Genomic DNA, 17,423 nt, shown 5'->3' with positions numbered 1-17,423 from the left:
CCTGCCACACAGTGAGATCCCAGCTTTCGCTGGGATGACGAGGTGGCAGGCGGCGGCGGATGGCGGGGGCGGTGGGCGGCGGCGTGGCGGGTGGCATCTTACGATCAGCGCATGAGGGCAGGCTTAGACAACTATATTACGCCATCTTCGCACCCCGCATTCGATTTCACCCCTTCTACACCCCATTCCCGGTTGACCTGATCCCTGCCGCAGCGCAGCAGGTAATCATGGCAAGCCTCCCCGCAATCGCGAACAATTCCGACATCCGTTTCCTCGGCAAGCTGCTTGGAGACGTCATTCGCGCCTATGGTGGTGAACGCCTGTTCGAGGCCACCGAGACGATCCGCAAGGCCTCGGTCGAACGCCACCGCGACGTCTCCGAAGGCAAGGCCGCCGACAACACCGCCGTCGACCTCAGCCTCGAAAAGCTCAGCCTCGACGAAACCCTCGATTTCGTCCGCGGCTTCATGCTGTTCTCGATGCTCGCCAATCTCGCCGAAGACCGCCAGGGCATCGCCGCCGAGGACGGCGCGGACCTCGCCTCCGCAATCGCCGAGCTCGAATCCGAGGGCATCGACCGCGCGCAGATCCGAGCACTGCTCGATCACGCCCTGATCGCCCCGGTCCTTACCGCGCACCCGACCGAAGTTCGCCGCAAGAGCATGATCGACCACCGCAACCGCATCGCCGAACTGATGGCGCTGCGCGATCTCGGCCGCGACACCACGCCGGATGGCGACAGCGTCGACGACGCGATCCTCCGCCAGATCGCGCTGCTATGGCAGACGCGTGTTCTCCGCCGCGACCGCCTCTACGTCACCGACGAGGTCGACACCGCGCTCAGCTACCTCCGCGACGTGTTCCTTCCCGCGCTCCCCGCGCTCTACCAGCGCTGGGACCGCGCGCTCGGCGAACGCACGCCCAGCTTCCTCCGCCCCGGCAGCTGGATCGGCGGCGACCGCGACGGCAACCCTTATGTGACCGCCGACTCCCTCAAGACCGCGCTGTCGAAGGCAAGCGAAGCCGTGCTCGGCTATTACTGCGACGCGGTGCACGCGCTCGGCGCCGAACTCTCGATCTCGACCGAGCACGCCCCTGCCGACGCCGCGGTGCAGGCGCTCGCCGATGCCAGCGGCGACGATGCCGCCAGCCGCAGCGACGAGCCGTATCGCCGCGCGCTCTCCGGCATCTACGCCCGCCTGTCCGCGACGCACGATGCGCTCACCGGCAAACACGCGCCCCGCCCCGGCCGCCTCGTCGGCGAGCCCTATGCCAACCCCGCCGACTTCCGCGCTGATCTCGTCACGCTCGCGCACGGGCTCGGCATCGCGCTCAAGACGGGCGGCGCGCTCGGTCGGCTGATCCGCGCGGTCGAGACGTTCGGCTTCCACCTCGCGACGCTCGACCTCCGCCAGAACAGCGCCGTCCACGAACGCGTCGTCGCCGAACTGCTCACGGTCGCAGGCGCCGAACCGGACTACCTCTCGCTAGACGAAGACGCCCGCGTCGCCCTGCTCCGCCGCGAACTCGCCAACGCCCGCCCGCTCACCTCGCGCTTTGCTAACTATACCGAGGAAACCGCGGGCGAACTCGCGATCGTCCAGGCCGCCGCCGACGCGCACGCGGCTTACGGCCCGGCGTGCATCACCAACTACATCGTCTCGATGGCGCAGTCGGTCAGCGACCTGCTCGAAGTGAACCTCCTGCTCAAGGAAGTCGGCCTCTACCGCCCCGGCGAAACACCAACCGCCGCAATCATGGCCGTTCCCTTGTTCGAGACGATCGGCGATCTCGAAGCCGCCCCCGCCGTGATGACCGCCTGGTTCGCGCTCCCCGAGATCGCGACCATCTCGACGGCGCGCGGCCATCAGGAAGTAATGATCGGCTATTCCGACAGCAACAAGGACGGCGGCTACCTCACCTCCACCTGGCAGCTCTCGAAAGCCTCGACCGCACTAAAACCCGTCTTTGCCGCAGCCGGCGTCGGCATGCAGCTGTTCCACGGTCGCGGCGGCGCGGTCGGACGCGGCGGTGGCTCGGCGTTCCGCGCAATCCGCGCGCAGCCCTCGGGCACCGTCCAGGGCCGCATCCGCATCACCGAGCAAGGCGAAGTCATCGCCGCCAAATACGGCACGCGCGACGCCGCGATGACCAACCTCGAGGCGATCGCGTCCGCCACATTGCTCGCCAGCCTCGAACCCGAACGTCTCTCCAATGCCGACAACGCCAGCTTCTCCGCCGCGATGGACACGCTCAGCGACACCGCGTTCAAAAGCTACCGCGACCTGGTCTACGGCACAGAAGGCTTCCGCACCTTCTTCCGCCAGATGACGCCGATCGCCGAGATCGCCGGCCTCAAGATCGGCAGCCGCCCCGCCAGCCGCACCAAGTCCGACCGGATCGAAGACCTTCGCGCGATCCCCTGGGTGTTCAGCTGGGCGCAAGCCCGTGTCATGCTACCCGGCTGGTACGGGGTAGGCCGCGCGATCGCCGATTTCGAGGACAAGGCGCTGTTGAAGGACATGGCCCAAGGCTGGCCCCTCTTCGCCTCCGCGCTGGCGAACCTGGAGATGGTCCTCGCCAAGTCCGACATCGGCATCGCCGAACGCTATGCCGGGCTGGTCGAGGACGACAAGCTCCGCGAAATCTTCATCACGATCCGCGACGGCTGGCACCAGACCCACGACGGGCTTCTCACAGTAACAGGCCAGTCCCGCCTCCTCGAAAAGCACCCCGCGCTGGACGCCTCGATCCGCCTCCGCCTCCCGTATATCGAGCCGCTCAATCTCCTCCAGATCGAGCTGATCAAGCGCCGCCGAGCAGGCGAGGACGACCCCCGCATCGGCGAAGGCATCCTCCTATCCATCAACGCCATCGCCACCGCCCTGAGAAACAGCGGCTAAACTCCCTCGCCCCTCCGGGGAGAGGGAAGGGGCCCGCCGCGCTTGCGGTGGGAAGGGAGAGGGGCATGAGGCTCCGAACATCAATTCCCAACGCCCCTCACCCTTCCGCAGCTAAGCTGCTCCCTCCCTCTCCCCGAAGGGGAGAGGGACTAGGAAAAAACGGCGCGGCGACATCCTCACGCACCCGCATCAGCCGCCCAGTCGCGCGGTCCAGCAAAGCCCAGGTCGTAACCGCCTCGAGCTTCACCTTTCCGTCACCGCCCAAAAACCGAACATGCCGATCGAACCGAGCCCCCTTCGGCGCCCCCTCGACCCAAGTCTCGCCAACAACGGTCTCCCCCGCGACAACACTCCCGCGGTAATCAATCTCATGCCGCGTCACGACCCACACATACGCCAGCTTGTGCTCGGGTGGCGCCACAGCCTCCCAATGCGCAGTCGCGATGGCCTGGATCCACTGCACCCAGACCGCATTGTTCACATGCCCAAGCTCGTCGATATCCGCGTCCTGCGCCGTGATCGAGAGCGTGAACCGGCTCACCCCGCCACGCCCAGCTGCCACAGCACGAATGCATGCTCTTCCGCGCCCTCACGTAGCGACTCGAACCGCCCCGACTTGCCGCCATGCCCCGCACCCATGTTGGTCTTGAGCAGCAGCACATTGTCGTCGGTCTTCATCAACCGCAACTTGGCCGCCCACTTCGCCGGCTCCCAATAGGTCACGCGCGGATCGTTCAGCCCGCCGGAAATGAACATCGGCGGATAAGCCTGCACCTTCACGTTGTCGTACGGCGAATATGACTGGATCAGCTTGAACGCTGCCTCGTCCTCGATCGGATTGCCCCACTCCGGCCACTCGCCCGGCGTCAGCGGCAGGCTCTCGTCGAGCATCGTGTTCAACACGTCGACGAACGGCACGTCCGCGATCACCGCACCCCACAGTTCGGGATCGGAGTTAACCACCGCCCCCATCAGCTCGCCGCCAGCAGACCGGCCCGCGATCGCGATCTTCCCCGCCGACGTCCACTGCGCGTCGACCAGCGCCTTCGCCACATCGACGAAATCGTTGAACGTGTTCGCGCGCTTCTCCAGCTTGCCATCGAGATACCATTGCTGGCCAAGATCATCACCGCCGCGGATATGCGCGATCGCATAGGCGAACCCGCGATCGAGCAGGCTCATCCGCCCCGTCGAGAAGCCCGGCGGGATCGCATAGCCGTACGCGCCATACGCATAGAGGAACAAAGGCGGCGACCCGTCGCGCACGAACCCGGCGGGATACACGATCGAGACCGGAATCTCCGTCCCGTCCCGCGCGGCGATCTTCAGCCGCTCCGTCGCATACTTGGCCGGATCGTACCCGCTAGGGATCTCCTGCACCTTGAGCATCGTCCGCTCGCCGGTATCGACGTCGTAATCATACACCGTCCCCGGCGTGACCATCGACTCATACCCAAGCCGCAACACCGTCATGTCGTACTCGGGATTATCCCCCAGCCCGGCGACATAACTCGCCTCGGGGAAGTCGATCCGCTTGCCCTCGGTCGGCGTCTCGTACCGGTGGATCGCGATCTGATCCAAGCCATCCTCGCGCCCGTCGACCACGAAGAAGTCCTGATAACACTCTACGCCGGTCATGTAGAAATGCGGCGAGGCCGGGATCAGCTCGCTCCACGCATCCGGCTCCTCGACCAGCGCGGTACACAGCCGGAAATTCGGATCGACGTCGTTGGTATGGATGAACAACGTCCCGTCATGCTCGTCCACGTCATACTCGCGCCCGACTTTCCGCGCGGAGACGAGGATCGGCACGGCCAGAGGCTCATGCGCAGGCAGCAGATACAGTTCGCTCGTCACATGATCGCTGGTCGCAATCACGATCCACTTGCGCGAGCTCGTCTCGCCGACGCCGACGCGAAAGCCCTCGTCTTCTTCGTGGAACAGCACGACGTCCTCGGAGATCGGCGTCCCCAGCCGGTGGAACCGCGCGTTGTCCGTCCGCCACTGCTCGTTCGCCAGCCCGTACAGGAACCCGGCATCGTCCGCGGTCCAGACGATCTCGCTGAGCATCCCCGGAATCACATCGGGCAGATGCTCGCCGGTATCCAGATCCTTGACGCGAACCTCGAACCGCTCGCTCCCATTATCGTCGATCGCATAGGCGAGATACCGCCCATCATTGCTGACCGAGAACGCCCCGAGCCGGAAATACTCATGCCCCTCCGCCAGCGCCGGCTCGTCGAGCATCAGCTCGTGGTCACCCCCTGCGACAGGTTTCCGCCACCATTTCTTATACTGCCCGCCGGTCTCGTACGCGGTCCAGTAGAGCCAATCGCCATCCTTCTGCGGCACCGAGGATTCGTCCTCCTTGATGCGCGCCTTCATCTCTTCGTAGATCGTGTCGACCAGCGGCGTGTGCGGCGCCATCTGCTCCACGAAATACGCGTTCTCGGCAGCGAGATACGCGAGCACGTCGGCGTCATAGACCTCCGGATAGTTAGGATCCTTCAACCACGCGTACGGATCCTCGATCGTCACGCCATGCGTGGTGAAGCTGTGCGGGCGCTGTTCGGCGATGGGGGGCGTGGTCATGCCGGTGTGTTAGCCGTGCCCGGTGTGGAAGCCAAACGCTGTGGCATTGGGAAGCGATCGACCACCGCTGCTGCCGCCACCCCGGCGAAGGCCGGGGCCCAATTGGGGGACGGCAATAACGAAGGATCGCGCGTCGTTACTGAGACCTTTCCAATTGGGCCCCGGCTTTCGCCGGGGTGGTGGTGGTTGGGTTGAGCTACCGTAAACCAACCCTGTTTCCCGCGAAGGCGGGGACCCAGACTGGGCTCCCGCCTCCGCGGGAGAACAAGGTGGCGCGCGGTTCGCTCGTGAACCCGCCGCCGCCCCCCGCGCTGTCCCCCGCAGCGCGTTTCTGGCAGAACCCCCGCATCACCGACCTCGACCGACGAGAGACCCACACAATGCCGACCCAGACCGACCGCCTAGCCGCCCTCCGCGCCCAGCTCGCCAGCACGAACCTGGATGGCTTCGTCATCCCCCTGACCGACGAGCACATGAGCGAATATGTCGGCGGCTACGCACAGCGCCTCGGCTGGCTCACTGGCTTCGGCGGTTCGGCCGGCACGGCGGTCGTCCTAGCCGACCGCGCCGCGATCTTCACCGACGGCCGCTACACGATCCAGGTCCGCGAACAGGTCGACGGCGCGCACTGGGCGTATGAACCCGTCCCCCAGACCAGCCCCGCCGTCTGGCTCGCCAAGCACGCCCCCGAAGGCGGCCGGATCGGCTACGACCCGTGGCTGCATACCGGCACCTGGGTCGCGGAAGCCACCACAGCCCTCGCCGACCGCGGCGCGGCACTGGTAGCGGTCGACACCAACCCGATCGACGCGATCTGGACCGACCGCCCCGCCCCCTCGCCCGCCAAGCTCACCGTCCAGCCCGACCAGTTCACCGGCGCGTCCTCAGCCGAGAAGCGGGCAAAAATTGCCGACTGGCTTTCCGAGCACAACGCCGACGCGGTCGTCCTGACCGCACTCGATTCGATCGCCTGGGCGCTCAATATCCGCGGCAACGACGTCGATCACACCCCCGTCGCGCTGTCCTACGCGATCGTCGGCGCGGACGGCACCACCGACCTGTTCGTCGCCCCCGACAAGCTCGACGACGTAGTCCGCCAGCACCTGGGCAACGCCGTCCGCCTCCACGACCGTACCGCCTTCGACGCCGCCCTCGCCACCTATGCCGGCAAGCGCGTTGCCGCCGATCCCGAACGCGCGGTCGCCGCGATCACGCAAGCCCTCCAGGCCGGCGGCGCGAAGATCCTGCCGCTGCGCGATCCCGTCGTGCTGGCAAAGGCGATCAAGAACCCGGTCGAGATCGCCGGCCACCGTGCCGCCTCCGCCCGCGACGGCGCGGCATTGGCGCGCTTCCTGCGCTGGGTCGAAGCCGAATGCGTGAAGGGCGGCCAGACCGAACTCAGCGCCGCCGCCAAGCTGCTCGCCTTCCGCGAACAGACCGGCGTCCTGAAGGACACCTCGTTCGACACGATCTCCGCGACCGGCCCGCACGGCGCGATTCCGCACTACCACGTCACCGAGGAATCGAGCGCACGGATCGAACCCGGCCAGCTCTACCTGATCGATTCCGGCGGCCAGTATGCGGACGGCACCACCGACGTCACGCGCGTCATGCCGATCGGCAAACCGACCGAAGAGATGCGCGACCGTTTCACTCGCGTCCTCAAGGGCCATATCGGCATCGCCACCGCGGTCTTCCCCGACGGCACGATGGGCGGCCAGATCGACGCCTTCGCCCGCCGCCCGCTCTGGGAAGCCGGCCTCGATTTCGGCCACGGCACCGGCCACGGCGTTGGTTCGTATCTCGCGGTCCACGAAGGGCCGCAGCGCATCGCTGCCCCCAACTACCCCGGCGGCGCGGCGATGGAGCCCCTGCGCGCCGGCATGATGCTCTCCAACGAACCCGGCTATTACAAGACCGGTGAATACGGCATCCGCATCGAGAACCTGATCCAGATCGAACCGCGTACGATCCCTGGTGCCGACCGCGAAATGCTCGGTTTCGAGACGCTCACCTTCTGCCCGATCGAACGCACGCTGATCGAGCCGGCGTTACTCACTGCGGGCGAGCGCCACTGGGTCGACGACTATCACGCACAGGTCCTGATGGTTCTGGCGCCGGAAATGACCAACACGGAGGATCGCGCCTGGCTCACCGCCAAATGCGCGCCACTTAGCTAGAAAGCTCGTCCTTGGTTGCAGGGGCAGCCTCGACAGCACGCGCCTGCGCCTTCCTGCGCCGCAGGTTCTCGCGCAGCGCGGCGGCCATGCGCTCGGCCTTCTCCGCCGCCTTTCGATCCCGGTCATCCATAAATACGCCCTACATTGTGGCGGGACGCCTTGACAATCGTCCCGCCCTCGTCTCTTAGCCCCACTCCGCCGGCAGAGATGCCAGCGAGTGCTGCCGTAGCTCAGTGGTAGAGCGCATCCTTGGTAAGGCTGAGGTCGTGAGTTCAATCCTCACCGGCAGCACCAGTTTTCTCGATAAGTCAGTGAGAGATATCGCCCTCCGGGCGCCCCCACGAAGAGCCATCGCAGGACGTTCGGGTAGGCAATTGCTCCCATGGAACGCCCACCTGCGCGCATCTTCGTTCCGCGAAAGCCGCGTTGGAAACTGCTAAAACGCGTGACCGAGCCTGCTGCCGGTGCTCGCGATCAGCCTCGCGCACCTTTCAGTAATGCCGCCACGCCATCGGTGCGGAACGCGACCACGTCGCTTGCAGCGAGCCACGCCTCGGCCTTCGCGACGAACGGCGCGTTGCCCAGCGACGCTGCACGCTCGAGCCACGGCAGTGCTGCGGCGACGTCGCCATCGGTGCCCAACATGCGGGCATGGTTGAAACACCCGCGAAAATCGCCGCCCTCCGCCGCCTTCGCATAGCATCGCGACGCCGCACGCAGGTCGCGCGGGGTAGCCCAGCCATCCTCATGGAAGCTGCCGACAAAATTGATCGCCTTGGCGCGCGCGAGTCCCGATCCACGCGCCGCTGCCGCGTGCAGCCATTCGAGCGCTGCGGCTTTATTCTCGCGAACACCGTGACCCAGTGCCAGCGACGTCGCACAATTGTACATGGCCCAGTCAAGGCCCCGCTCGGCCGCAACCCGGTAACAGTCCGCGGCTTTTTCCTGGTCGGGCGTCGTTCCCCAGCCGAGCTCATAGCATCGCCCGACCATGTTCAGCGCCATGAGATGGTGCTGCGCCGCGGCCTTCATGAACCAGCGCAGCGCCGCTGGCGGATCGCGCGCTACGCCCTCGCCATCCAGCAGCATCTGCCCATAAACCGCCTGGGCCTCGGCCAGCCCGGCCTCGGCACCCTCACGGATAAGCGCCGCGCGTTCCTCGGGAGACCCAGAGAGACGCGCGGCGATGGCATCGGGCGTCTGACGGTCAAGGTCAGTCGCCATCGTTCGCTCCTTGGTCGCGGCGCGTCAGTAGCGGACCGCCAGCGTCGCGAACGCCGACCGGCCCGCAGCGATCGTCGCATAATGCGCGGTGAAAGCCTGGGTGAAATAGGTCTTGTTCGTCAGGTTCTGGACGTTGACGCTCAAGTCGATGCGTTTCGTAATTGCAAGCGACGCGCGGGCATCGAAGCGCCAGTAGCTGGGAATGCTGCGCAAATTGGTCTTGGTCGCGGGCGTGACGGTGATGACCCCTGCAGCGTTCTGCGCGGCCGACCGGTTGTCCGCATAGCCGCCATAGACGCGGCTGGTGTAGAACGCCCCGCCGCCGATCTGGAAGCGATTGAACAAGGAGACATTGGTCCAGGCGGTAAAGCTGTCCTTCGGCGTCTGGGTCGACTGGCGACCGGTATTGACCGACGGTACCTGCGCCGTAGTCGCAGCGCGGACAATGGTCGTACCGTTCATCACCGCCGGTACTGCCAATGCCGTGAACCCGCCGTCGGTGATCACCGGATCAAGGTGGGTATAGCCGCCAAATGCCGTCCAACCTGGCAAGATCTGCCCGTTGACGCCGACTTCGATACCGCGAATCCGTCGCTCGCCGATATAGGCGACGGTGTTGTTCTCGCCCACCGCACGCGCATTCGTCGTATCCGTCTGGAATACGGCGAGCGACAGGTTCAGGCGGTTGTCGAACAGGTCGGCTTTCGCGCCGACCTCATACGACTTGCTCTTCTCCGGCTTCAAAAGCTGGAGTGACGCCGTTGCTGCCGCGACCGTCGTCGGCAGCGCATTCTGCTCTTGGCCCTCGCCAAGCAAGCTGTTCGGCGGTGTCGCCGACGTCGCATAGCTGGCATAGAGGCTGGTGTTCTTGACCGGCTTCAGGACAAGCCCCGCCTGCCAGTTGAACAGCTTGTCAGTGCGCTGATATTCGATCTGTTGCGTCGCGGTGACCGGCTGACCTGGACGGGTCACCGATCTGAAGCGATCGTACCGGGCACCGAGATTAAGGATGAGAGGCTCGGCAAGAGTGATCGAATCGAATGCGTAGACGGCCTGCGTTTGCCCGTCATTCTGCGTTTCCTGGACCGGTGCCGTCTTGGCAATCGGCGCTCCCACCGCGTCCGTGTCATTGGTGTAGTTCACCCACGGGTCGCTTGGATTTGGGCTGAAGAGGCTGGTGCAGTTGTAGCGCGATATCTGCAACGTCGTGCAGCGTTGCGCGCTGGTAGAGCCGGTAGCCAACACATACGTGCCGCGACGCGCTTTTTCCCAGGCGAATTCCGCGCCGGCCGAGAAGCTGTGTTTGATCCCACCGGTAGCCACGGTGCCGAACAGATCGGTCTGGTTCACGATCGAATCGGCATAGCCGTACCGCGTGTTTGCGCGTCGCCAGACCATTCCACCGGCAAGCGCAGGCACGGCGGCGTTCGTGCCGAACACGTTACCCTGTTGATCGTCCGGCTGCGTGTAGATGTAATTCTGGACGTTGTGCGTGAACCGCGAGGTATTGCGCAGCGTCACGCGGCCGAAATCATGTTCCGCGCGGATCGTCGCCTGATTGGTCTTGGTATCGCGGAAGTCGCGATCTTTCAGGCCATAATATGTCGAGCGATCGACATTGCCCGTCACGCCCGCGATGGTGGTCACTTGGCCGATCGCTGGCTCGACCGTCGTCGTGCCGAGCGGGGAATTTCCGATCGTGTAGAGATACGGGATACCCGTGTCTGGAAGCTCGTGGCTTTCCATATAATAATAGCTTGCGGTCAGGCGCGTCGGGGTGCCGAGTCCCACCGTGATCGACGGGGCAACGCCCCAGCGACGCTGATTGATCGCGTCGCGATAGGCAACGTCCTGATCGTGCCACATGCCATTGAGGCGTACGGCAACGGTGTCGCTAAGCTTCTGGTTCACGTCGATCGTTGCCCGCTTGTAATCGGCGGTGCCGTAACTGGCGGTCGCACGGACGAAGTCGCGCTCCGTCGGCAGCTTGGAGACGATGTTGATCGTGCCGCCGGCGCTGCCGCGTCCGCCTAGCGTCGAGTCCGACCCACGCACGACCTGAATGCTCTCGACGGCGAACACTTCGCGCGACTGCGCTGCGAAATCTCGAACGCCGTCGACGTAGGTGCTGCCTTGGCTATCGAAGCCGCGGATGAACGGACGGTCGCCGACCGGGTTGCCGCCTTCCGCTGCACCGAATGTGATACCAGGGACAGTACGGAGCGCTTCGGCGAGAGTGGCAGACCCGGTCTGCTCGATCACCTCTTTGGGCAGTACGACAATAGAGCGCGGCGTATCGATCAGTGGCGCGACCTGCTTGGGCAGATCGGCGGGCTTGATACGCTGACCGCTGACCAGAATGTCGTTGCTCTGATCGTCGTCGGTGGGCTGTCCATAACGCTGACCACCACCGTCTGCAGCCTGCGCGGGTGTACTGGCGATGATGCCGACGCACGACAGTGCCAGGAAAGCGTGGCCGGCCATGATCGGCCGCAACGATGCATTGCTCATAACGTGAGATCCCCTTGTAAGGCCCCGCTATTGCGACAGATTATCAGTGTCAATAGCAACAAGGGTGTAAGCGGGGCGCTTGACGGGTTGAACCGGAGATCACGATCTGCTGGAACTGTAGAACGGCGTAAGGCCGCCAACTACCATCGCGGGTGCTTACCGATGCTACGACATCGGCACGTGACCGAACCGCAACGAGCTTCCAAACCCGGACTGTTGGATGAGCTTACGATACTATTGAATCTGAATGTTTTCGGGCTCGGCCGGCGTCTGCGGCTTACAGCCCTGGCGATTCTTACGATCGGCCAAGCGGCGCGATGCTGTCATTTGCCCCAGCATCGTCGACGAAACCGCGCCGTGCCATCGCGCACGGTGTTTCCCGAACGGTCAGCGCGCGGGCCGCTCGTCGACAGCGCCGGCAGGTATCACGAAAAACGGCCTGCCCGAAGGCAGGCCGCAATGCCGATCAGGCTGTACCGATTAGAATGTCGAGTTGGTCGACGTCGACGAATTGTAGCGGTTTCGCTCGGTCGCCACTTCGTCACGCGTATATGCAGGGGCCCCGTCGTCGAACGAAGTCCAGCCGTCCTGCCGATACGCCGCACCCCGGGTCGTCGCATCGACAGAACGATGCCGATCGAGAACCGCCTCGGCTTCCGTTGCCAGACCGTCTTCGATGCGTGCGCTCAACAACGTTCCGCCGCGGCGAAGGCCTTCAGCGTACGTGTGCGCTTCATCGTCAGTGTGACCGGCTTCCTTCAGCGCGCCGACGATCGTGCCGGTCGCGGCACCGCCCGCAGCACCGATCCCTGCGCCGACGACGGTCGAGGCGAGCCAGCCCGCGGCGACGATTGGTCCCAGGCCGGGGATCGCGAGCAGGCCGAGTCCGGCGAGCAGGCCACCGACGCCGCCCACGGCCGCACCGGTTGATACTCCGCGGCTGACGTCGCCGTGATCGTTGACGTTGCCCACTGACGTGTCGTGCGCGCCATCGGCGTTGTTCGCGACGATGCTGATCGAGTCATGCGGTACGCCGAGACGTTCGAGGTCGTTCAGCGCGGACTTGGCATCCGAATAATCGTCGAACAGGCGGGTAAGGGTCTTGGTCATCGTTTCTCTCCTAAGAAAATGGATCAGCGCGCGGTCACGTTGCCCTTGTAGTCGAGCCCGACATGGACCTTCCTGCCGCCCTTGGTCGCGGTGCCCCGCCAAACGCCGTCCTTGTCCTTCGCGAGCCGCGACAGGGACTGGTACCCAGCCTTGCCCAGCCGACCGCGTGCCTGGTCCTCGGAGAAGGAATTGGCACCCTTGGTCGGCGCCGCGACACGCGCCGCGTCGTTGTTCTTGACGGCGGGATTGTGCGCGCCGGCATGCGTGGCGGTCTGTGCGACGGCACCGGACGACAGCAGCATCGCGCCACAGGCCATGATTGCTCGAACGGTCATCATACTCTCCTGAAATTCTGATGGGGGAAGACGTGGCTTTCACGGGGTGGGAGGCAGCGTTTCGAATCCGCTGCCTCCCCGCTCGATCAGCGAACCGTACCGCGGCGAAACATGTTGACGATCGCGAGCAGGATGACTGCGCCGACCAGCGAGATCAGGATCGACTGGATGTTCAGCGCGCCGTCCATGATCGATGCGCCACCGATCAGCGGCGTGATCAGGAAACCGGCGAGCAACGCGCCAACGATGCCGACGACGATGTTGAGGACGATGCCCTGCTGCGCATCCGTCCGCATGATCATGCTGGCAACCCAGCCGATGAGTCCGCCGACGACGAGAAGGATGATGAGGTTCATGATGGGGCTCCTGGACGATGATTGTACAGGGGCTTCAACAGTCGCGGTCCGCGTTCCGTTCAGTTTTCGCGCAGCCGCGCGGTTTCGCCGTTAGTCCTGAAATACTGGGTTCATTAGTATATTTGTTCAGATTGCCGCGGAACCATGCCCGTGTTTCCGGCGCTGGACGGGCATGACCAAGACCAACGGCACGCCGCTGCACGCACCGACGCTGCACCATCTGGAACAGCTGATGACCGGGTTGCTCGAAGGCGTGATCCTGATGGATCTGACCGGCATCATCCTGAGTGCGAACCCGGCGGCGTTGAAGATGCACGGCGTCAAAGCCTTGGCCGATCTCGGCGAAACCGCGGACGATTACGCGTCCCGGTTCCGCCTGCGCCACCGCGATGGCCGCAAGCTGCCGCGTCGCGATTACCCGTTGATGCGACTGCTCGCCGGCGAAAGCTTCCCCGACCTGATCGTTGAAGTGTCCCCCCTGGACGCGGACGAGCCGCGCTGGGTCCATCAGGTCCGCGACATCGTCATGGACGAGGATGGCGGCGATCCGGATTGTCTGGGGATGGTCATCAACGACGTCTCCGAGCGGTTCGACGCGGAGGATCGATTCGAGGCGATGTTCCATGCGAACCCCGCCCCCGCGCTCATCCTCCGCGTCGCCGACCAACGCTACGTCCTCGTCAACCAGGGCTTCCTCGACCTGTCCGGCTATGAGCGCGAGCAGATCATCGGCAAGACGCTGTTTGATCTCGACTTCCTCGCCGAAGTCGACCGCAAGCCGTTCGTCAAGGACCGCGTCGCCGCCGGCGAGACGGTCCCGCAACTCGAGGCGGAACTGCCGCTCGCGGGGGGCGACAAGACGCTGGTCATCCTCGCCGGCCAACCGATCGAACTCGCCAACGAAGACTGCCTGCTGTTCACCTTCGCCGACCTCGAGCCGCGGCGCCGGGCGCAGCAGGCGCTACAGGCGAGCGAGCGTCATTTCTCATCGATCTTCGACATGGCGCCGGTCGCGATGGTAATCACCAAGGGAGACGAGAACCGTATCGTCCAGGTGAACGCGGCCTTCAAAAGCCTCACCGGCTATACCGACGACGCGGTCATCGGGCGGGTCGCGGACGATCTCCAGCTCTGGAACGATGCTTCGCAGCGTGTCGGTCTGGAAACCGAAATCCGCGAACGGAGCGGGTTTCGCGACCATGACGTGCAGCTTCTAGACAAGACCGGCGGGGGCCTGGACTGCCTAGTCTCCGCCGAACGGATCAGCGTCGATGGCACGCCCTGCGTCCTCTGGCTGTACCAGGACATATCCGCACGGCGGCGCGGCGAACTCGAACTCGTCGAGGCGATCGACGCGGTGATGAAGGATGCCCACTGGCTCAGCCGGTCGATCATGGACAAGCTGGCGACGCTGCGGAACCCAAGGGCGGGCGCCGGTGCCAGCCCACCGACGACCGAACTCAGCAAGCGCGAACGCGAGGTTCTCGAACTGATCTGCCAGGACCTCGATGATGCCGCGATTGCGACCCGGCTCGACCTGTCGCGCAACACCGTCCGCAATCACGTCGCGCGGCTCTATGCGAAGATCGGCGTCAACCGGCGCAGCGCCGCCGTGGTCTGGGCCCACGAGCGCGGGGTCGGCGCGTAGACGCGCGTTACCGCTGGTGATGCGCGTGGAACAGCTTGCCGCCTTCTACCAGGTACACGACCGCCAATACGCCGAGTCCGATCCCGAGATAGCCAATCGCCAACGGGTAAGTGGTACCATTGTACGACTGCCCGATCAGCGAGCCGACGATCACTGCGCCGACGCTGGTGATGAAGCCCTGGATCGACGATGCGGTGCCGGCGATGTGTCCGACCGGCTCCATCGCCATCGCGCCAAAATTGGAGCCGCACAGGCCGATGCACGTCATGCTCAGCGCCTGGAAGAGCATGTAGGTCCAGAGCGATTCCACCCCGGTGGCGATCACGCCAATGTGGATCACCGACAGCGCGATCAGGCCGAATACCGCGGCTTGCGATATGAGCCGCGTTCCCAGCCGCTCGACCAGCCGGCTGTTGGCGAACGACGCGCACCCCATCGAAAACGCGCAGACCGCGAACAGGATCGTGAACCGCTCGCCCGCCTGGAACTCGTCGACGAAGATCTGCTGGGCCGACGAAACGAACGCGATGATCCCGCCGAACGTCATCGACGCCGCGACCGCATAGCCCGCCGAATACCGGTTGGTCAGCGTCAGCGTATACGCCTGGCGCAGCGACGCGAGCGACAACGGCGATCGCCGCTCGACTGGCAGCGATTCGCGCAACCGGGTCACCGACCAGGCAAGCACGGACGCCGCGAAACCCGCCAGCGCGTAGAAGATGAACCGCCAAGGCCCGAACGCGAGCAGCACCTGCCCGAGGCTGGGTGCCATGATCGGCACGAGGAAGAAGATCATCTGCGCGATCGAGAGCGTGCGCGCCATCTGGCGTCCCGAATACCGATCTCGCACGATCGCGACCGCCAGAACGCGCGTCGACGCGGACATCAGCCCCTGGAGAACGCGTGCGCCGAGCAGGGCCGCAAACGTCTGCGAACCGGCCGCAAAGATGCTTGCCGCGACGAACCCGGTAAGCGTGACGAGCAGGATCGGCCTGCGCCCGTATCGATCGGCCAGCGGACCATAGACCAGCTGCCCGACGCCGAAGCCGAGCATGTACGCCGTTATGATCCATTGCCGGTGATTGGCCGTAGCGATGCCGAGCTGGTGGCCGATATCGGCGAGCGCCGGCAGCATCAGGTCGACGCCGAGCGCGTTCACCGCCATCAGCGCGGCAATGAAGGCGACGAACTCGCCTGAGGTCATCGACGGGGCAGCAATTTTGTCGTTCATTGAGGCCGCTTAGGGCGGTCCAACCGCGAACGCCACGACAGATGCCGCGGTATCGCGGCTCGCGTCCGTCGTTGCCGCCAGTCGGAACAATCGCCCGGCGTTAGACGTAACCCGCCGGCACTCTTCACAAATCGACGATCGGCGCGTCATCGACCTGTGAGGAGCATGCCGATCGACGCTTACGGCTTGCGAAACTTGTAGACGAACTGGTCGGTCATCCCGCGGATCGCCGGATCGAATACCGGCTTGCTGTGATCGTCCGCCGGATTGCGCAGCACCGTTGATTCGCCGACGAACTTGAACCCCGCTGCCTGAACCTGCGCCTTTACCGACGCGGGATCGATGCGGTGCCGTGTTTCGGTCCCGCTCATGCCACTGCCCGGCGCGTCGGCGTGATCGATGACGATGTACGTCCCGCCGCGCTTGAGCATGCGGAACACCGCGCCGTCGAACGCGCGCAGCGCGGGTTCGCCCGCACCGTTGTTCGGAATGTCGTGGTAGTTCTGTGCGGTCCAGAACAGGTCGACCGGGACGGGCGACGTCGGTAGGTTCGTCGCCTGTACCGCCGCCGTTACGTTGGCGAGACCGCGTGCCTGCAATGCCGGCAACGACTTCTCGGCATATTTCGCGCCGGCCGCCGGCCAGACCGCATAGACATGGCCCTTGGGTCCGACGATGCCGGTGAAGATCCGCGTCCAGTACCCCGCACCCGGCAGATAATCGACGACGACGTTGCCCGGCTTGATCCCCGAGAACGCCAGCACATCGGCTGCCTTGCGCCGCGCGTCGTCGCCCTGCTGGTCCGTTCGCGCCGGATCGGCCAGTGCCTTGGCGATCGCAGGGCTCGCCTTCTGCGCGTCCGCCGGCACTGCGCCAGCGGCGATCGTCATTGCCACTGCCGTCATTGCCACTGCGGCACCCGTCCAGGTCGATTTCATCATCCGTCTCCCACCAGTCCGGACGACAATGCCGGATCGGTGGGCAGGATCGTCCGGAAGCCGGCTCTAGTCCAGATCGTTCTCGCTGATCACGACGATCTCCTGGTCCGGATCGCGGGCGAGTGCGATCACGCCGAGGTCGGCGATCTCGTCGGCGTGCTGCTTGAAGATCGCCACCGCGTCACCCTCAGGCGAAACCGTGCTGAGCGCTTCGAGCACGTCATATTGCACCGCGAACTGATAGCGCTCGTCGCTCACTTCGGCCTCGAACTCGACCTGGCGCAGGTCGCTATTGTCTTCGAGCGTCTTGGTATCGATGTTCAACCGGTCTTCGGCCATAGGGTCACTCCTCGCTATATGCGCGGACAACAGTCCAGGGGCGGAATCGAGCCACG

14 protein-coding genes and 1 tRNA gene are annotated in these 17,423 nt (G+C 64.9%); 4 read left to right on the top strand and 11 right to left on the bottom strand.

Annotation, left to right across the window (positions count from 1 at the left end; all coding sequences use genetic code 11):
* Positions 1 to 227: 227 nt before the first annotated feature.
* A complete protein-coding gene (ppc, locus tag SJY41_RS18115) occupies positions 228 to 2,903 on the top strand; it encodes a phosphoenolpyruvate carboxylase (protein ID WP_380783606.1) in 2,676 nt (891 codons plus the stop codon).
* Positions 2,904 to 3,000: 97 nt separating this feature from the next.
* Here ppc and SJY41_RS18110 read toward each other — a convergent pair whose 3' ends face one another.
* Both SJY41_RS18110 and SJY41_RS18105 read right to left on the bottom strand, forming a co-directional pair.
* On the bottom strand, positions 3,001 to 3,444 hold the full coding sequence (locus SJY41_RS18110; protein ID WP_380783605.1) for an acyl-CoA thioesterase: 444 nt from the start codon (positions 3,442 to 3,444) through the stop codon (positions 3,001 to 3,003).
* On the bottom strand, positions 3,441 to 5,495 hold the full coding sequence (locus tag SJY41_RS18105) for a S9 family peptidase (RefSeq protein WP_380783604.1): 2,055 nt from the start codon (positions 5,493 to 5,495) through the stop codon (positions 3,441 to 3,443). Before SJY41_RS18105 ends, SJY41_RS18110 begins: the two co-directional genes overlap by 4 nt.
* 380 nt (positions 5,496 to 5,875) lie before the next feature.
* Here SJY41_RS18105 and SJY41_RS18100 point away from each other — a divergent pair, with 380 nt between their 5' ends.
* On the top strand, positions 5,876 to 7,675 hold the full coding sequence (locus SJY41_RS18100; RefSeq protein ID WP_380784185.1) for an aminopeptidase P family protein: 1,800 nt from the start codon (positions 5,876 to 5,878) through the stop codon (positions 7,673 to 7,675).
* Here SJY41_RS18100 and SJY41_RS18095 read toward each other — a convergent pair.
* Entirely contained in the window at positions 7,668 to 7,805 is a 138-nt protein-coding gene (locus tag SJY41_RS18095; protein WP_380783603.1) for a hypothetical protein, read from the bottom strand. The genes SJY41_RS18100 and SJY41_RS18095 overlap by 8 nt on opposite strands.
* Positions 7,806 to 7,894: 89 nt before the next feature.
* Here SJY41_RS18095 and SJY41_RS18090 point away from each other — a divergent pair.
* Positions 7,895 to 7,969 (top strand) — tRNA-Thr (locus SJY41_RS18090).
* A 180-nt stretch (positions 7,970 to 8,149) separates the two neighbouring features.
* Here SJY41_RS18090 and SJY41_RS18085 read toward each other — a convergent pair.
* The 5 genes from SJY41_RS18085 to SJY41_RS18065 form a co-directional block, all read right to left on the bottom strand.
* Positions 8,150 to 8,899, bottom strand: a complete 750-nt coding sequence (locus SJY41_RS18085) for a tetratricopeptide repeat protein (RefSeq protein WP_380783601.1) — start codon at positions 8,897 to 8,899, stop codon at positions 8,150 to 8,152.
* Positions 8,900 to 8,923: 24 nt separating this feature from the next.
* Positions 8,924 to 11,410, bottom strand: coding sequence for a TonB-dependent receptor (locus SJY41_RS18080; RefSeq protein ID WP_380783600.1), 2,487 nt, complete (start codon positions 11,408 to 11,410; stop codon positions 8,924 to 8,926).
* 480 nt (positions 11,411 to 11,890) lie between these two features.
* Positions 11,891 to 12,520, bottom strand: a complete 630-nt coding sequence (locus SJY41_RS18075; protein ID WP_380783599.1) for a hypothetical protein — start codon at positions 12,518 to 12,520, stop codon at positions 11,891 to 11,893.
* A gap of 23 nt (positions 12,521 to 12,543) precedes the next feature.
* Complete coding sequence (locus SJY41_RS18070; RefSeq protein ID WP_380783597.1) at positions 12,544 to 12,855, bottom strand: hypothetical protein; 312 nt, start codon at positions 12,853 to 12,855, stop codon at positions 12,544 to 12,546.
* Between the two features lie 86 nt (positions 12,856 to 12,941).
* The gene (locus SJY41_RS18065; protein ID WP_380783596.1) at positions 12,942 to 13,211 is read right to left on the bottom strand and encodes a GlsB/YeaQ/YmgE family stress response membrane protein; all 270 of its coding nucleotides are present in this window, start codon (positions 13,209 to 13,211) and stop codon (positions 12,942 to 12,944) included.
* Positions 13,212 to 13,383: 172 nt separating this feature from the next.
* On the opposite strand from SJY41_RS18065, the gene SJY41_RS18060 reads away from it, so the two are divergent.
* Complete coding sequence (locus SJY41_RS18060) at positions 13,384 to 14,859, top strand: PAS domain S-box protein (protein WP_380783595.1); 1,476 nt, start codon at positions 13,384 to 13,386, stop codon at positions 14,857 to 14,859.
* Positions 14,860 to 14,866: 7 nt separating this feature from the next.
* On the opposite strand, the gene SJY41_RS18055 is transcribed toward SJY41_RS18060, so the two are convergent.
* The 3 genes from SJY41_RS18055 to SJY41_RS18045 form a co-directional block, all read right to left on the bottom strand.
* Positions 14,867 to 16,090 (bottom strand): multidrug effflux MFS transporter, encoded by a 1,224-nt coding sequence (locus SJY41_RS18055; protein ID WP_380783594.1) that lies wholly within the window; start codon positions 16,088 to 16,090, stop codon positions 14,867 to 14,869.
* A 179-nt stretch (positions 16,091 to 16,269) separates the two neighbouring features.
* On the bottom strand, positions 16,270 to 17,028 hold the full coding sequence (locus SJY41_RS18050) for a class I SAM-dependent methyltransferase (RefSeq protein ID WP_380783593.1): 759 nt from the start codon (positions 17,026 to 17,028) through the stop codon (positions 16,270 to 16,272).
* Positions 17,029 to 17,094: 66 nt separating this feature from the next.
* Positions 17,095 to 17,367, bottom strand: a complete 273-nt coding sequence (locus SJY41_RS18045) for a hypothetical protein (RefSeq protein ID WP_380783592.1) — start codon at positions 17,365 to 17,367, stop codon at positions 17,095 to 17,097.
* Positions 17,368 to 17,423: the final 56 nt, after the last annotated feature.

This window comes from Sphingomonas sp. R86520 (assembly GCF_042466285.1).
Taxonomy (GTDB): domain Bacteria; phylum Pseudomonadota; class Alphaproteobacteria; order Sphingomonadales; family Sphingomonadaceae; genus Sphingomonas.
Note: the sequence above shows the minus strand (reverse complement) of the source record. Positions and strands in the feature narration are given on the sequence as shown.

Coding starts and splice junctions, on each gene's coding strand:
- ppc (WP_380783606.1), top strand. CDS start 228: ATGGCAAGCCTCCCCGCAATCGCGAACAATTCCGACATCCGTTTCCTC.
- SJY41_RS18105 (WP_380783604.1), bottom strand. CDS start 5,495: ATGACCACGCCCCCCATCGCCGAACAGCGCCCGCACAGCTTCACCACG.
- SJY41_RS18100 (WP_380784185.1), top strand. CDS start 5,876: ATGCCGACCCAGACCGACCGCCTAGCCGCCCTCCGCGCCCAGCTCGCC.
- SJY41_RS18095 (WP_380783603.1), bottom strand. CDS start 7,805: ATGGATGACCGGGATCGAAAGGCGGCGGAGAAGGCCGAGCGCATGGCC.
- SJY41_RS18085 (WP_380783601.1), bottom strand. CDS start 8,899: ATGGCGACTGACCTTGACCGTCAGACGCCCGATGCCATCGCCGCGCGT.
- SJY41_RS18080 (WP_380783600.1), bottom strand. CDS start 11,410: ATGAGCAATGCATCGTTGCGGCCGATCATGGCCGGCCACGCTTTCCTG.
- SJY41_RS18075 (WP_380783599.1), bottom strand. CDS start 12,520: ATGACCAAGACCCTTACCCGCCTGTTCGACGATTATTCGGATGCCAAG.
- SJY41_RS18070 (WP_380783597.1), bottom strand. CDS start 12,855: ATGACCGTTCGAGCAATCATGGCCTGTGGCGCGATGCTGCTGTCGTCC.
- SJY41_RS18065 (WP_380783596.1), bottom strand. CDS start 13,211: ATGAACCTCATCATCCTTCTCGTCGTCGGCGGACTCATCGGCTGGGTT.
- SJY41_RS18060 (WP_380783595.1), top strand. CDS start 13,384: ATGACCAAGACCAACGGCACGCCGCTGCACGCACCGACGCTGCACCAT.
- SJY41_RS18055 (WP_380783594.1), bottom strand. CDS start 16,090: ATGAACGACAAAATTGCTGCCCCGTCGATGACCTCAGGCGAGTTCGTC.
- SJY41_RS18050 (WP_380783593.1), bottom strand. CDS start 17,028: ATGAAATCGACCTGGACGGGTGCCGCAGTGGCAATGACGGCAGTGGCA.
- SJY41_RS18045 (WP_380783592.1), bottom strand. CDS start 17,367: ATGGCCGAAGACCGGTTGAACATCGATACCAAGACGCTCGAAGACAAT.